The sequence below is a fragment of the Planotetraspora thailandica genome, from assembly GCF_016863335.1.
GTDB lineage: Bacteria > Actinomycetota > Actinomycetes > Streptosporangiales > Streptosporangiaceae > Planotetraspora > Planotetraspora thailandica.
Genome location: NZ_BOOR01000057.1, coordinates 68,362 through 82,377 on the forward strand (window position 1 = coordinate 68,362; position 14,016 = coordinate 82,377).

The window sequence follows — 14,016 nt, forward strand, 5'->3', positions numbered from 1 at the left end:
GTGAGCGGCTAGGAGATCGGGGCCAGTTCTGCCAAGACGGTGAGGAGCTGCCGGCGTTCCTCATCGTCCTGGCGGGCCTGCCGGCCGTAGACGCCGCCGCCTGGTATCCGGGCATCGCCGTGGGCCAGCTCACGCAGCTCGGGCAGGAGCGGGGCGGCGTCCTCCCCCAGTTCCCGTAGCGACTCGACAACCCATTTCCCGGCTCCTGTCCACGCGAGGCGCCGCCGTACGGCATCGACGAGCGGTGCGGCCTCGCCGGTCACGCGGCGGATCGCCAGCGCGGCGTCGGCGAAGTCGTGACGGTCGTCGAGCAGGTCCCGCAGCCGCGGAACGAGATCCGCGGCGGCCGGTCCGATCAGGCCGGCGAGTACGGCCGCATCCGCCACGTGTCTGCCGCTGTCGAGCGCGTCGGCTGCAGCACGGAGGGGCGCGTGGGTCTCACCGGCGTCCAGCAGCAGCCGGGCCGCCTCGATCCGGACCTGGACGACGGACGCGTCGTCGCCTGCTGGGGTGGCGGCGATGTCGCGCAACGCGGGAAGAAGACCGTCCAGGGGCAGTCCGTGACGCAGCGCCGTCCGCGCCGCCGCCACGGGTTCGCCGCCGGAGGCGGCCTCGGCGACGCAGGCGCTCATCTGGCCGATGTCCCCGGTGACCGCGGCGAGCGCCTCTGCGCATTGGAGGCGACGCCGCCAGGACGCCTCCGGGTCGTCGCGGACCCGGGTCAGCGCGGGCACCGCCGCCGCGGACGCGGGGCCGATCGCGGTGAGCGCCTGGACGGTCCACCACTGGTCGTACGGGATGAGCGGGATGAGTTCCGGCACGGCGTCGGCCGCGTCCGGACCCCAGTGGCGCAGCAGCCGGGTCAGATTGTTCAGCTCGTTGTGCCACCGGTTCCTGGCGAGCAGCGCGTTGTAGCCCCCACCCTGCGCCGACCACTCCGGAGGCAGCGTCGCCAGACGTCGCCGCACCGCTGTGAGCAGGCCGGGGTCGCAGGTCACGCCTGTGTCGATGAGCAGTCCCAGGACGTCGGGGGCGATCCGGCCCGCGGTGAGCGCGGTCGTGAGCGGCTCGCGCCAGCGCGGATCGCCGAGGGCAATGAGGATCTCCAGGCCCGCGCCGAACAACCGCGCCTCGTTCGAGTTCACTTCCTCGACGGCTGCGGGTGGCGGGTCGGCGACATAGGCCGCGAGGGAATCGGCGGCCGCCGGAGCAGCCGCGGGCACGTCCCTTATCGCCCTGGCGGCGGCGACACGGACGGCGAGGTCGGGGTGGTCGATCCCCAGGGCCAGCAGTGGGCCCGACTCCTCGCGGGCGGAGCGCGACCGCACACATCGCTCGTAGGTCGCGTCGATCGCTGCCCGGGCGGATTCGGCCGTTCCCCGCTCGAACAGCGTGCGGCATAAATCGGAGAACGGCACGTTGCCGATCCGCGCGACGATGTCCCTGAAGGGGTCGTCCGACCAGACCCAGTTCTTCAGCGGCTCGCCGTTCAGCCAGCAGTCGACGACCGCCTCGGCAGCCGCGTCCGACCACGGGAGCGCGGCGTCGGCGATCGCCCACAGCGCGCCGGCTCGGACGGCGGACGGCTTGTCCGGTGACAACTCGTCGGCCAACCACGCGGCGCTGCCTGGAGGGTCGAGACGGCCGGCCGCGGCCAGCAGGCCCGCCAGCACGCGTGACGACCTCTCGCGCCTCCGCCGCGTCCGTAGCGCGGGCACCACCTCGGCCGCGGACTCAGGGGGAAGGTTGCCGAGCAGGTAGGTGGCGACGTGCCGAATCTTGACATCCGGGTCGTCCAGCAGCGGCAGCAACCGCCGGGTCTCGCGGGCCAGGGCCGTACGCACGTCCGCGAGCACCTGCGGGGCGGCGTCACCCGTCGTGGCGATCGAACCGAGCAGGAACACCAGGCCCTCGCGCCTCGGGGTGCCGGGATCAGCGGCAAGCCGGGCGACGAAGGGCACGGCCCATGGTGTCGCCGAGTACAGCGTGCCCTGGTGGTAGATGCTGCCGAACAGGTGCTCGGTGGCCTCCCCGGCCAGTTCCTCGTCCTGGCCGACGGCGTCCCGCAATGTCTGCGGCACGTCCGCGGCCGAGCCGTACGCGTGACCGAGGGAGGACCAGTCGATGTCGTCAATGCCGTCGAGGGCGGCCACCGTCATCCGTCGTCGTCCTTCCCCGTCATCCGGCGTGATCGGGGGTCAGCCTAGCCCTGACGATGGCGTCAGACGGCGGTGAGCTCCATGGCGGAGTAGCCGCCGCCCACAGGGTAGGTCGTGGACCGGCGCCATCCGGCTTGGGCGAAAAGGGCGCAAGAACGCAGGCCGAGGAAGATCGGCATGCTGACCGGCCGGCCCTTCATCGAGCTCGGTCCTGGGACTGGTAGTCCGTACACCCTGGGTGTAGCGCACCCAGGCTTCCCTGAGTCGTGACGACGTACTTTGTCACCATGGGGGGAAGCCCACTCGGTGAGTTCCTCCGCGCTCGGCGCAAGGTCACGACGCCTGATCAGGTGGGGCTTACACGTTTTGACGAACGCAGCCGGACGCCAGGGCTACGCCGCGAAGAGGTGGCCATGCTGGCCGGGGTCAGCATCGACTACTACGTCCGGCTGGAACAGGGAAGAGAACGCAAGCCGTCCGATCAGGTGATCGACGCCCTGGCGAGAGTCCTGCGGCTCGGCCCTGAGGCCGCCGCGCATCTCCATGATCTCGCTCGCCCCCGGGAACACCACCACGGGCCGTCCGGCGAGGCGGATCGCATCCGTCCGGACATGTTGCAGTTGATGGAGGGGTCCGATCACGTGCTGGCGTTCGTGGTGAATCGCCGGTGGGACGTGCTGGCCAGAAATCCGCTGGCGGTCGCCCTCTACGCAGGGTTGGTTCACGGCGACAACCTGATACGGATGCAATTCCTCAACCCCGCGTCACGCGAGTTCTATCCCGACTGGGAACAAGAGGCCTGTGCCAAGGTGGCACATTTGCGGGCAGTGGCCGGGCCGGACTTGGACGACGCGTCCATTCGAGAGTTGATCGAAGAACTTTCGGCCGAGAGCCCGGAGTTTCGCCGGATATGGGCTCGCCACGATGTGGAGACCAAGACCAACCCGGCCGTACGCTTCCGTCACCCTGAAGTCGGTCTGATCACTCTTCAGTTCGAGGTATTCGACATCAACAGCGTCCCCGGCCAGAAACTCATCGTCGGCCAGGCGGAGCCCGGCACCCCGTCCGAGCGCGCACTGGCCGAACTGAGCAAGGTCAACCACTAGCGGAGGGACGTCCAGGTCGGCCGGTACGGGCCGACCTGGACGTCACATGATCAGACCAGGTCGAACCGGTCGAGGTCCATCACCTTGGTCCACGCCGCGACGAAGTCGTGCACGAACTTCTCCTTCGCGTCATCGCTCGCGTAGACCTCCGCGAGCGCACGCAGCTCGGAGTTCGAACCGAAGACGAGGTCGGCGCGGCTGCCGGTCCACTTGACCTCGCCCGTGGCGGCGTCGCGGCCCTCGAACGTGGTCTGGTCCTCGGACGTCGCCTTCCACGTCGTGCCCAGGTCGAGCAGGTTGACGAAGAAGTCGTTGGTCAGGGACCCGGGGGTCGCGGTGAAGACGCCGACCTGCGACTGCTGGGAGTTCGCGCCCAGGACGCGCAGGCCACCGACGAGGACCGTCGTCTCGGGGGCGCTCAGGGTCAGCAGGTTCGCCCGGTCGATCAGCAGGTACTCGGCGGGCAGGCGGTTGGCCTTGCCGAGGTAGTTGCGGAACCCGTCGGCGGCCGGCTCGAGCGCGGCGAACGACTCCACGTCGGTCTGCTCCTGCGACGCGTCCACGCGGCCCGCCGTGAAGGGGACCTCGACGTCGTAACCGGCGTTCTTGGCGGCCTGCTCGACGGCAGCGGCACCGGCCAGCACGATCAGGTCGGCCAGCGAGATCTGCTTGCCCCCGGACTGGGACGCGTTGAACGACTCCTGGATGCCCTCCAGAGTGCGCAGCACCGTGGCGAGCTGGTCGGGGTTGTTGACCTCCCAGCCGCGCTGCGGCTCCAGGCGGATGCGCGCACCGTTGGCGCCGCCGCGCTTGTCGCTGCCGCGGAAGGACGAGGCAGACGCCCACGCGGTGGACACGAGCTGAGACACCGACAGGCCCGAGGCGAGGATCTGGCCCTTGAGGGCGGCGACGTCCTCGGCGTCGACGAGCTCGTGCGTCACCGTGGGGAGGGGGTCCTGCCACAGCAGCGTCTCGGACGGAACCTCCGAGCCCAGGTAGCGCACGACCGGGCCCATGTCGCGGTGGGTCAGCTTGAACCACGCACGGGCGAAGACGTCCGCGAACTCGTCGGGGTTCTCGTAGAAGCGGCGCGAGATCTGCTCGTAGACCGGGTCGAACCGCAGGGCGAGGTCGGTCGTCAGCATCGTCGGGGCGTGGCTCTTCGACGCGTCGTAGGCGTCGGGGATGGTGCCGGCGCCGGCGCCGGCCTTCGCCACCCACTGGTTCGCACCGGCGGGGCTCTTGGTCAGCTCCCACTCATAGGCGAACAGGTTGTGGAAGAAGCCGTTGCCCCACTGGGTCGGCGTGCTGGTCCACGTGACCTCGAGGCCACTGGTGATCGCGTCGGCGCCCTTACCGGTGCCGTAGCTGCTCTTCCAGCCGAGGCCCTGATCCTCGATCGCGCCGCCCTCGGGAGCGACGCCGACGTGGTCCGCCGGGCCCGCGCCGTGGGTCTTGCCGAAAGTGTGGCCACCCGCGATCAGGGCGACGGTCTCCTCGTCGTTCATCGCCATCCGGTGGAACGTCTCACGGATGTCACGGGCCGAGGCGATCGGGTCCGGGTTGCCGTTGGGGCCCTCCGGGTTGACGTAGATGAGGCCCATCTGGACCGCGCCGAGGGGGCTCTCCAGCTCGCGGTCGCCGGTGTAACGCTCGTCGCCGAGCCACGTGGTCTCGGGGCCCCAGTAGACGTCCTCCTCGGGCTCCCAGACGTCCGCACGACCGCCGGCGAAGCCGAAGGTCTTGAAGCCCATCGACTCCAGGGCGACGTTGCCGGTGAGGATCATGAGGTCGGCCCACGAGATCTTCTGGCCGTACTTCTTCTTGACCGGCCACAGCAGACGGCGGGCCTTGTCGAGGTTGCCGTTGTCCGGCCAGCTGTTGAGGGGGGCGAACCGCTGCTGACCGGCACCGGCGCCGCCGCGGCCGTCACTGATCCGGTAGGTGCCCGCGCTGTGCCACGCCATACGGATCATGAACGGGCCGTAGTGGCCGAAGTCGGCCGGCCACCAGTCCTGCGAGGTCGTCAGCACCTCCAGGATGTCCTGCTTCACGGCCGCGAGGTCGAGGGAGTTGAAGGCCTCGGCGTAGTCGAACTCCTCGCCGAGGGGGTTGGCCACGGCGGGGTTCTTGGCGAGGATCTTCAGGTTGAGCCGCTCCGGCCACCACTGGCGGTTTCCGCCGCCCTGAGTCGGGTGCGAGGCGCGCCCGTGCGCGACGGGGCAGCCGCCTTCGCCCTCCGTCTTCGCCTCTACGACGATCTCATCATGGTTCTCAGACATGGGAATCCTTCCAAACTCTGCGGATCACGGTGCTCAGGAACTGCGGGCGGTGGAACAGTCGGGGCACAGGCCCCAGTAGACGACCTCGGCCTCGTCGATCGAGAAACCGTGGTCGTCGGAGGCAGTCAGGCAGGGAGCGTGGCCGACAGCGCAGTCGACGTCGGCGACGGCACCGCACGACCGGCATATGACGTGGTGGTGGTTGTCCCCGACGCGCCCCTCGAACCTGGCCGGGCTGCCGGCCGGTTCGATGCGGCGTACGAGTCCCGCCGCGGTGAGCGCATGAAGGGCCTCGTACACGGCTTGAAGGGAGACATGGCCGACGCGATCGCGCACCCCGGAGGCGATCGCCTCGACGTCGAGGTGGGCACCGTCGCGGACGGTCTCGAGCAGGGCGACGCGGGCAGCCGTCACCCGCAGGCCCGCCCCGCGCAGTTCCTCGGCGACGGTCGAAGACGTGGGTGCGGTCATGGCGCCAAACACTACAGCCATAAACACGAACCATCCAAGACAATGAATGGTCCAAGTTTGTGTGATGTGTCGGACGACGTTAGCCCGATGTGACCTGCGTTCCCGGTCTTCTACGAGATGCGTGTGTGTCTGAGCCCAGGGGTCAGGGCAGGTGCCGGATGTCGTGCGGGACGGTGTCCGCGCGGAGACGTGCGGAGTCCTGGCCGGGTGGGGCTCCGAACAGGCGGCGGTACTCGCGGTTGAACTGCGAGGGGCTGTCATAGCCGACGAGATGTCCGACGCCGGCGACATCGCCGGGACGGGCGGCCAGCAACGAGCGGGCTTCTTGGAGCCGGATGCGTTTCTGGAACTGCAGTGGGCTCATGGCCGTGATGGCGCGGAAGTGCCGGTGAAACGCCGACGGGCTCATTCCGGCCAACCGGGCGAGGTCGGAGATCCGCATTGGCTCGGCGTAGTTGTCGCGGATCCAGCGGATCGCCCCGTTGACGTGGGACAGACCGCTGTCGGCCAGGCCGATCTGGCGGATCACGCCGCCGTGAGGGCCGGTGAGCAGCCGCCAGAGGAGCTCTCGCTCGATCATCGGAGCGAGTATGGGGGCGTCTTCGGGGTGGTCGAGCAGTCGCAGCATTCGGGCCGCGGCGTCGAGCAGGTCGGGGCCGGCATCGCCGGTCGCGATCGCGGGTGGGCCGGCCGTGGTGCGGGACCATCGTCCGGCCGGGACCTCCAGCATCAGCGGGGCGATGGCGGCCGGCCGGAGCACCAGGCCCATGCCCAACGACGGGGTCTGTGCGCTGGTGTCGATGTAGTGGCCGGTGACGGGCAGGGTGGCGGTGACCAGCAGGATCTGGCCCGCCTGGTACTCGTACACCTGGTCGCCCAGCAGGAGCCGTTTGCCGCCCTGGGCCATGACGACCAGCAGCGGCTCGGTGAGCGAATGGTCCGACGGCGCCGTCTCGACTTTCGACAACAGCAACCCGTCGATCGGCGTCTGCAGATCCGGTCGGACATGGGCCGTGATGAGGCCGCGGATCTCGTCCAGGAGGTCGGGGGCGGTGCGCACACTCCACGGAAGCATCAGCGACGACGCAAGGCAAGCCCGATCGGCACAAAGCGAAGAGGATTGTGCAAGACCTGGCGTGTATCGGTCTACCGGGGGTCACCCGGCTCACGCTTGCATGATGGTGACGAATTCCGACACGCACGGGAGCACGATCATGCCGCTCGACCACTATGTCACCCTCGGCCGATCCGGGCTGCGGGTCAGTCCGTTCGCCCTCGGCGCCATGACCTTCGGTGAGGATCCCGGAGGCGCCGGATGCAGCGTCGAGGAGTCGGAGAAGATCCTTTCGACCTATCTGGACCTCGGCGGGAACTTCATCGACACCGCCAACTTCTACACGAACGGGCACTCGGAGAAGATCCTCGGCGACTGGTTCGCCGCCCATCCCGGACGGCGTGAGCACGTCGTGCTGGCGTCGAAGTTCTTCTTCAACCTCTTCCCCGGGGACCCCAACGGGGGTGGCGCGGGCCGCGGTTCGATCATCGCCCAGCTCGACGAGACCCTGCGCCGACTGCGGACCGACTACCTGGACCTGTACTGGTTGCACAATTGGGACCGTCACACCCCGATCGAGGAAACCCTGCGCACTCTCGACGATCTCGTCCGAGCGGGCAAGATCCGCTACATCGGGTTCTCCAACACACCCGCCTGGGTGACCGCCCAGGCCCAGACCATGGCGCTGTTGAAGGGCTGGACCCCGCTCATCGCGCTGCAGGTCGAGTACTCGCTGCTCGCCCGTACCGTCGAGGGCGAACTCGCCCCGCTCGCGCTCGATCAGGGCATGGCGCTGGTTCCGTGGAGCCCGCTGAAGAACGGCTTCCTGTCGGGCAAATATCGGCGCGGCACCGAGGTCGCCGACTCCGTCCGTACGGCGTACGTGGGCGGCCCCAGCGAGGCCGAGTACACCGTCATCGACGCCGTCGCCGCGGTCGCCGACGAACTCGGGACCACCTCGGCGGCGGTGTCGCTGGCGTGGCTGCGCGCCCGCGAAGGCACCGTCGTACCGATCCTGGGTGCCCGGCGCGTGGACCATCTGGAGGACAACCTCGCCGGCCTGGAGGTGACCCTCAGCCCGGAACACCTGCGGATGTTGGACGAGGTATCGGCCCCCACCTTGAGCTACCCGGCACCGATGCACGGCGCGCTGCGGGCGATGCTGCAGTTCGCCGGGACCACCGTCGACGGCGAGACCTCCACCGTGTATCCGCCACTGCTGCAGAGCGACGTCCGCTACTGAGCAGACAGGATCGGCGGACCGCAGTCCGCCGATCCTGTTCGCGTGGCCGAGTGCGGTAAGTCAGATCATCCAGCGGTGCCGCTGCACGAATGGGAGCCGCACCCACAGCCGCCCAGGTCCCCAGGTGTGGCGTGCGTAGGCCACAGCCAGCACGATCAGCGGGACACCGTGGCGCCCGGGTCCGAACTCCCCTTCGGGCGGGACCAACGTCCGGATGTCGGCACGATCGGATGGACCCGGGCGGGCGCTCGGTTTCGCGTGCCGTCGATAGGCCGCGATCGCAGCGTGATCTGCGGCCTCGAAGATGGCCTGGTGGATATGGACAAGATTCGTCTTCGCGTTGAGGAGATGTCCCGGCTGTTCGGTGTCAAGCCCCCTGCCGTCATCCATGGCGAGCCGCCAGAGGGAGCGGACTGCATTCTGAAAAGACGCGGGAAGTACTCGTTGATCGTCGTCGGAGACACCTTCGACGCGTTGCCGGAGCGTCTGCAGGATGCGGATATCGCGTGGGTTGTCGCGGCCTCCGATGCCAAACACGTCCGTAAGGACGGCGTGTCAATGAGGCGCGCCCTTGTCATAGGTCTTGTGATCGGCACCCTGGTGGCCCCGTTCGTCATTCTGTACGACTCGTTCATTCCGCTTCTCATCGCAGTTGTGGCAGTCGTCGTCGTGATGAGTCCGTACGCCTTGAGACAGCGGATGTACGGGCTGGACCGCAGGGTGGCGAAGGTCTGCGGAGAAGAGATGGTTCGTCACGCCCTCAGCTACTGGGAGGAACACCCTCCACAGATGCGGGGTCTCTATCGACTCGTGTTGAAGCTCCAGCCGTCCATGGCGAAACGAGCCGCCCGGCTGGCGTCCGCGAACCAGTGAGGACGATGCTCCCGGGCGAATAAGCCCAAACTTCCCACTGTCCGGATTGTCAGTCGTGCCGGCGGAGTCCCTCGAAGAGCAGATCGATCATTCGCGACGCCTGTTCGCGCTGGTCGGGGGCGCCGGCTGCCATGGCTATGCCGCTGAGTGACATGAGCACGTCGTCCGCCTCGATCTCGATGCGCGTGCGGCCGGCTTCGACAGTTGCGGCGAGCAAGGTCTCCAGCGCGGCGTCGAGGCGGTCCCTGCTCTGGGCATAGGGGTTGCCTCCCGCCGTCATGACCGCTCGGATCGCCTCGCCCATGCCGATCTTCGTGGTCATGTAGTCGATGAAGCGGTCCATCCACGTGCGCAGCGCCTGTTCGGGCGGCAGGGAGCCGAGCAGTTCGGGAGCCGCCTCGCACACCGCATCCAGTTCGGAGCGGTAGGCGGCCTCGATGAGGGCCTCCCGCGTCGGGAAATGCCGATAGATCGTCCCGACGCCGACCCCGGCCTCTTTTGCGATGTCGATGTACGGAACGTCCGGCCCGCGCTCGACGAAAAGGTTCGACGCGGCCGCGAGCAGTCGCGCGCGGTTGCGCAGCGCATCGGCGCGTGGCCCGCGTCCTGCGCGTTCGCTCACGACTCGGCCTCCAGGTCGGCACAGGTTTTATCCGGAATCGGTTCCGGTTGTCATCATACGGTGAACCCGCGACACCGGCCGTGCGCCCCTGGTCAGGCCCGGCCCGTGTCCAGGGGTTCCGCCGGGCGCGGTGGACAACCGGAATTGATTCCGCTTAATGTTGAAGAACCGGAATCCATTCCGGTTAGATCGTACTGCTCTGCGCGCGACCGCTCCCGGCCGAGCACAGAGCGCAGACGCGAACGGAATCAGCACACATGGACAACCACGCTCGCTTCACGACGCCGTACGGCTTCGAGAGCACGAGCACCGAGATCGTCGACGGCGTCGACCTGACCGGCAAGCGCGCCGTCATCACCGGCGGAGCCTCCGGGATCGGCGCCGAGACCGCCCGCGCGCTCGCCGCCGCAGGCGCAGAGGTCACCCTCGCGGTCCGCAACGCCGACGCGGGCCGGCAGGTCGCCGAGCGCATCACCGCCCAGACCGGCAACACCGGGGTCGCCGCCGCGGCGCTCGAGCTCACCGACCGCAGGTCCGTCACCGAGTTCGTCGGTAGGTGGCAGGGCCCGCTGCACATCCTCGTGAACAACGCCGGCATCATGGCCCTCCCCGAGTTGCACCGGACCGCCGAAGGCTGGGAACTGCAGTTCGCCACCAACCACCTCGGCCATTTCGATCTCGCCCTCGGCCTCCACCGCGCTCTCGCCGAGGCCGGCGGCGCACGCGTCGTCGCGGTCAGCTCCAACGGCCACCGCACGTCGCCCATCGTCTTCGACGACATCCACTTCGAACGCCGCGCCTACGAGCCCTGGCTCGCCTACGGGCAGTCCAAGACCGCCAACGTGCTGTTCGCCGTCGAAGCGGCCAAGCGGTGGGCAGGCGACGGCATCACTGCGAACGCCCTCATGCCGGGCGGCATCCGCACCAATCTCCAGCGTCATCAGCTGGAGAACATCACCCCCGAGATCCAGGAGATCTTCGACAACTACCCCTGGAAGACCATGGAACAGGGTGCGGCGACGTCCGTCCTCCTGGCGGCCTCGCCACTCGTGGAGGGTGTGACGGGCCGCTACTTCGAGGACTGCAATGAGGCCGAACTCACAACGGATCCCGGCCCCGAGACGGGCGTGCGTCCCCACGCCCTCGACGTCGGCGACGCCGCGCGCCTCTGGGACGTATCGATCGCACTTCTGCGCTGAGCGGCGGCCCCGGCTCCCGGGTGGGTGATGCCGCCGCTCAGGCCTGGGTGCCGATGGCGTCCAACTCGGCGACGGCGTCAGCCGGCAGCACCAGGTCTGCCGCGGCGATGTTCTCGCGCAGGTGCCCGCGGGACGAGGTGCCCGGGATCACGACCGACGTGCTCGACCGCTGCAGCAGCCACGCGAGCGCGACCTGCTGGGGTGACGCCCCGAGTCGGGCCGCGACCGAATGCAGGACGTCCGACTGCAGCGGGCTGAACCCGCCGAGGGGGAAGAACGACGCGAACGCTATGTTCTCGCGGGCGGCACGGGCGACCAGTTCGTCGTCCTGGCGGTTGACGAGGTTGTACAGGTTCTGGATCGCGACCACCGGGGCGATGCCCTGAGCCTCCGTCAGCTGAACCGACGAGACGCCGCTCAGACCGAGGTGCTTGATGAGGCCCTTCTGCCGCAACTCGGCGAGCGCGGTGAACTCGGCTTCGAGGGAGTCCTCCGTCGTGCCGTCGTGGGAGCCGAGCCGCAGGTAGACGAGGTCGAGGGCGTCCACGCCGAGGTGGTCGAGGTTGTCGTGCACCTGCGCCTGGAGGTCCTTGGGGTCGAGCGACGAAATCCAGGCGCCGTCCTCGCCACGGCGGGCTCCGACCTTCGTCGCGATCGTGATGCCGTCGTAGGGGTGGAGTGCCTCTTCAATGAGCCGGTTCGTGATCACGGGACCGTAGAAGTCGGCCGTGTCGATGTGGGTGACACCTGACTCGACCGCTTCGCGGAGTACGGCGAGGGCCTCCGCGCGGTCACGGGGCTCCCCGAAGACGTTCGGGCCCGCGAGCTGCATGGCGCCGTAGCCCATGCGGGTGATCGTCAGGTCCTCGGCAAGGGTGATGGTCTGGAGAGGCATGATGCTCCTTCTCGATAAGTAAGTAACCGTATAGTTACACACTCTCCGAGATAAGTCAACGACTGGTTACTTCTGTTACCCTCGACCTATGGCCGTGACGAGTGAAGCCAAGAAGGGCCGCCCCCGGGACGCTGCGGCGACAAGGGAACTTCTTCTCGCCGCGGGGACAGAGGAGTTCTCCGAGTACGGCTTCGCCGGCGCGCGCATCGACCGCATCTCGCAGCGGGCGGACACCAACAAGCGGATGATCTACGTGTACTTCGGCGACAAGGACAAGTTCTTCGGAGCCGTCCTGGAGCGTCAGATCGCCGCGCTGGCCGAGGCGGTCCCGCTCACGCCGGAGGACCTCGGCGCGTTCGCCGTGGCGAGGTTCGACTACATGCTGGCCAACCCGCAGACGCGACGCCTGGCGGCGTGGCGCACGTTCGAGCGTGCGGACCCGACGGCTGCCGAACGAGCGAGCTATCAGGTGAAGGTCGATGCCGTCGCGGCGGCCCAGCGCGCCGGCAAGGTCAGCGACCGCATCCCGGCGCTGGACCTGTTCGCGATGGTGCTCCGGCTGACGGAGAGCTGGCTGAGCGCACCGCCCGGGTTGCACGCCGCCGCAGGCGACGATCCGCTGGCCGGTGAGCGGCTGGCCGAGCACCGCGCCGCACTCGCCGAAGCCGTACGGCGCATCACCGACCCGAGCTGAATCCGGAGCGAGGCCTTCGCTCGAGGTCGCCTGGGTCGCGGTCGAGCCGCGTGCGGCGTACCCCAAGTTGCGCACCTCTCGCGTCCCGTGGGCCGGCCGGGACGAGGAGGTCAGTCGGCCCACCGTCCGGCGGGTGGTCATGCGGAACGATCTCGTGCGGCAACACGGCTGACGTGACAGCACGGAAAGGTGGGAGGTCTCATGAGCGTTGACTTCACAACCGTCTACACGCAGCTGGTCAGACTATGTGAGAAGTACGGCGTTGCCGAGTTGGCTGTCTTCGGCTCAGTCGCGCGTGGCGAAGACGAAGATCAGAGTGACATCGACCTCCTCTACGTTTTGAAACCGGGCAACGACATCGGGATTGAGTTCTTCGGTTTCCAGGAGGAATTGGAGGATCTGCTTGGCCGTAAGGTCGATGTGGTCTCCAAGGAAGGTCTCCACTGGGTCATCCGAGACCAAGTCCTCCACGATGCTCAGGTGCTGTATGCAGCGTGACGCCGCTCAGCCGCCGGCGCTCGCCGCGGCCATGGAGGCCGCGCGGAGCTGCCGGATGACCTTGCGCAACTCCGGCGCGGCCGGCCCGCCCTGGTCGGTGAGCTGATTGATGCGCTGCTTGTACGCCGTTCGCTTGGCCCTGGGGAGCACCGTTCCGACCTCTCCCGCGGCCGCCAACGCCACGAGTGCCGCGTCCCGTGCCCCGACACGGGAGATCGGGCCGGTCAGGGCGGTGGAGACCTGCGACGAGAGCCGCTTGACCACGCGGGTGTCCCGTACCCGCACGTAAGTCCTGTTGAAGATCAGGAACGGCTGGTTCAGCTCCACCCGGATCCACCGCCCGGTCTCCAGTTCGTCCCGTACGGCCTGAGCCGTCGCACGGTGGTCCTTGCCGATCCAGTGCTGCCATGTCCGGGGTCGCGACGCGGCGAGCTGGCGCAGCAGGCCGTCCAGCATCGGATCACCGAAGCTTTCGTCCCTCACGACGCGCACCTTGCCCCTGTCGTCGGCGATCCGTCCGTCGAGCAGCAGATCGGTGAGCGCCGCGGCGCGCAGGAGGTAGGGGAACCGGGTGCGCGTGATCACCCGTTGTTTGCGGAAGTCGTAGCTCAACAGGTACAGCTGCGCCGGCAGGGAGCGGGGAACGTCCACGGGTTGCCTTCCTCTCAATCGCCGTTGGATGGCGCTCCGGTCTCGGATTCCGGTGTCTCAGAAGTCTGGACCTCGGTCTTCGGCGGCCGGCCACGTCTGGGGATACGGCCGGCGCCGCCGGGGAGCCTTCCCGCGTCCGCCAGCGCCCGGCGGAGCAGGAACTCGATCTGTGCGTTGGTGCTGCGCAGTTCGTCACCGGCCCAGCGGGCCAGCGCGTCGTGCACCGCAGGATCCAGGCGGAGCAGGATGCTCTTGCGTTCGGTCGCCAC

General features: G+C 68.5%; 15 protein-coding genes. 6 read left to right on the forward strand and 9 right to left on the reverse strand.

Annotation, left to right across the window (positions count from 1 at the left end):
* Positions 1-8: 8 nt before the first annotated feature.
* A complete protein-coding gene (locus Pth03_RS31465; protein ID WP_203948064.1) occupies positions 9-2,159 on the reverse strand; it encodes a hypothetical protein in 2,151 nt (716 codons plus the stop codon).
* Between the two features lie 62 nt (positions 2,160-2,221).
* The gene (locus tag Pth03_RS31470) at positions 2,222-2,359 is read right to left on the reverse strand and encodes a hypothetical protein (RefSeq protein WP_203948065.1); all 138 of its coding nucleotides are present in this window, start codon (positions 2,357-2,359) and stop codon (positions 2,222-2,224) included.
* A gap of 66 nt (positions 2,360-2,425) precedes the next feature.
* Here Pth03_RS31470 and Pth03_RS31475 point away from each other — a divergent pair, with 66 nt between their 5' ends.
* Positions 2,426-3,265: a helix-turn-helix transcriptional regulator gene (locus Pth03_RS31475; RefSeq protein ID WP_239119501.1), complete on the forward strand. Its 840-nt coding sequence runs from the start codon at positions 2,426-2,428 to the stop codon at positions 3,263-3,265.
* 50 nt (positions 3,266-3,315) lie between these two features.
* Here Pth03_RS31475 and katG read toward each other — a convergent pair whose 3' ends face one another.
* The 3 genes from katG to Pth03_RS31490 all read right to left on the reverse strand — a co-directional run bounded on the left by katG (position 3,316) and on the right by Pth03_RS31490 (position 7,093).
* Complete coding sequence (gene katG / locus Pth03_RS31480; protein WP_203948066.1) at positions 3,316-5,547, reverse strand: catalase/peroxidase HPI; 2,232 nt, start codon at positions 5,545-5,547, stop codon at positions 3,316-3,318.
* Between the two features lie 33 nt (positions 5,548-5,580).
* Complete coding sequence (locus Pth03_RS31485) at positions 5,581-6,018, reverse strand: Fur family transcriptional regulator (RefSeq protein WP_203948067.1); 438 nt, start codon at positions 6,016-6,018, stop codon at positions 5,581-5,583.
* Positions 6,019-6,160: 142 nt separating this feature from the next.
* Complete coding sequence (locus Pth03_RS31490) at positions 6,161-7,093, reverse strand: AraC family transcriptional regulator (protein ID WP_203948068.1); 933 nt, start codon at positions 7,091-7,093, stop codon at positions 6,161-6,163.
* 103 nt (positions 7,094-7,196) lie between these two features.
* On the opposite strand from Pth03_RS31490, the gene Pth03_RS31495 reads away from it, so the two are divergent.
* Entirely contained in the window at positions 7,197-8,315 is a 1,119-nt protein-coding gene (locus Pth03_RS31495; RefSeq protein WP_239119502.1) for an aldo/keto reductase, read from the forward strand.
* 312 nt (positions 8,316-8,627) lie between these two features.
* Positions 8,628-9,188 (forward strand): hypothetical protein, encoded by a 561-nt coding sequence (locus Pth03_RS31500; protein ID WP_203948069.1) that lies wholly within the window; start codon positions 8,628-8,630, stop codon positions 9,186-9,188.
* 49 nt (positions 9,189-9,237) lie between these two features.
* On the opposite strand, the gene Pth03_RS31505 is transcribed toward Pth03_RS31500, so the two are convergent.
* On the reverse strand, positions 9,238-9,810 hold the full coding sequence (locus Pth03_RS31505) for a TetR/AcrR family transcriptional regulator (RefSeq protein WP_203948070.1): 573 nt from the start codon (positions 9,808-9,810) through the stop codon (positions 9,238-9,240).
* A gap of 257 nt (positions 9,811-10,067) precedes the next feature.
* Between Pth03_RS31505 and Pth03_RS31510 the strand changes: the two genes are divergently transcribed.
* Positions 10,068-11,009 carry an SDR family NAD(P)-dependent oxidoreductase gene (locus Pth03_RS31510; protein ID WP_203948071.1) on the forward strand — a complete coding sequence of 314 codons (942 nt, stop codon included), beginning with the start codon at positions 10,068-10,070 and terminating at the stop codon, positions 11,007-11,009.
* Between the two features lie 37 nt (positions 11,010-11,046).
* Here Pth03_RS31510 and Pth03_RS31515 read toward each other — a convergent pair whose 3' ends face one another.
* Entirely contained in the window at positions 11,047-11,904 is an 858-nt protein-coding gene (locus tag Pth03_RS31515) for an oxidoreductase (protein ID WP_203948072.1), read from the reverse strand.
* 88 nt (positions 11,905-11,992) lie between these two features.
* On the opposite strand from Pth03_RS31515, the gene Pth03_RS31520 reads away from it, so the two are divergent.
* Together Pth03_RS31520 and Pth03_RS31525 are read left to right on the forward strand one after the other, a co-directional pair.
* The gene (locus Pth03_RS31520; RefSeq protein ID WP_203948073.1) at positions 11,993-12,598 is read left to right on the forward strand and encodes a TetR family transcriptional regulator; all 606 of its coding nucleotides are present in this window, start codon (positions 11,993-11,995) and stop codon (positions 12,596-12,598) included.
* Positions 12,599-12,799: 201 nt separating this feature from the next.
* Positions 12,800-13,096, forward strand: a complete 297-nt coding sequence (locus tag Pth03_RS31525; RefSeq protein WP_203948074.1) for a nucleotidyltransferase family protein — start codon at positions 12,800-12,802, stop codon at positions 13,094-13,096.
* A gap of 6 nt (positions 13,097-13,102) precedes the next feature.
* On the opposite strand, the gene Pth03_RS31530 is transcribed toward Pth03_RS31525, so the two are convergent.
* Complete coding sequence (locus tag Pth03_RS31530) at positions 13,103-13,747, reverse strand: GOLPH3/VPS74 family protein (protein ID WP_203948075.1); 645 nt, start codon at positions 13,745-13,747, stop codon at positions 13,103-13,105.
* Positions 13,748-13,761: 14 nt separating this feature from the next.
* The gene (locus Pth03_RS31535) at positions 13,762-14,016 is read right to left on the reverse strand and encodes a type II toxin-antitoxin system antitoxin (protein WP_203948076.1); all 255 of its coding nucleotides are present in this window, start codon (positions 14,014-14,016) and stop codon (positions 13,762-13,764) included.

Excerpts from the sequence above, each read along its gene's own strand:
- Pth03_RS31525 (WP_203948074.1), top strand. The coding sequence starts at position 12,800 with ATGAGCGTTGACTTCACAACCGTCTACACGCAGCTGGTCAGACTATGT.
- Pth03_RS31495 (WP_239119502.1), top strand. The coding sequence starts at position 7,197 with ATGGTGACGAATTCCGACACGCACGGGAGCACGATCATGCCGCTCGAC.
- Pth03_RS31470 (WP_203948065.1), bottom strand. The coding sequence starts at position 2,359 with ATGAAGGGCCGGCCGGTCAGCATGCCGATCTTCCTCGGCCTGCGTTCT.
- Pth03_RS31485 (WP_203948067.1), bottom strand. The coding sequence starts at position 6,018 with ATGACCGCACCCACGTCTTCGACCGTCGCCGAGGAACTGCGCGGGGCG.
- Pth03_RS31510 (WP_203948071.1), top strand. The coding sequence starts at position 10,068 with ATGGACAACCACGCTCGCTTCACGACGCCGTACGGCTTCGAGAGCACG.
- Pth03_RS31465 (WP_203948064.1), bottom strand. The coding sequence starts at position 2,159 with ATGACGGTGGCCGCCCTCGACGGCATTGACGACATCGACTGGTCCTCC.
- Pth03_RS31520 (WP_203948073.1), top strand. The coding sequence starts at position 11,993 with ATGGCCGTGACGAGTGAAGCCAAGAAGGGCCGCCCCCGGGACGCTGCG.
- katG (WP_203948066.1), bottom strand. The coding sequence starts at position 5,547 with ATGTCTGAGAACCATGATGAGATCGTCGTAGAGGCGAAGACGGAGGGC.
- Pth03_RS31490 (WP_203948068.1), bottom strand. The coding sequence starts at position 7,093 with ATGCTTCCGTGGAGTGTGCGCACCGCCCCCGACCTCCTGGACGAGATC.
- Pth03_RS31515 (WP_203948072.1), bottom strand. The coding sequence starts at position 11,904 with ATGCCTCTCCAGACCATCACCCTTGCCGAGGACCTGACGATCACCCGC.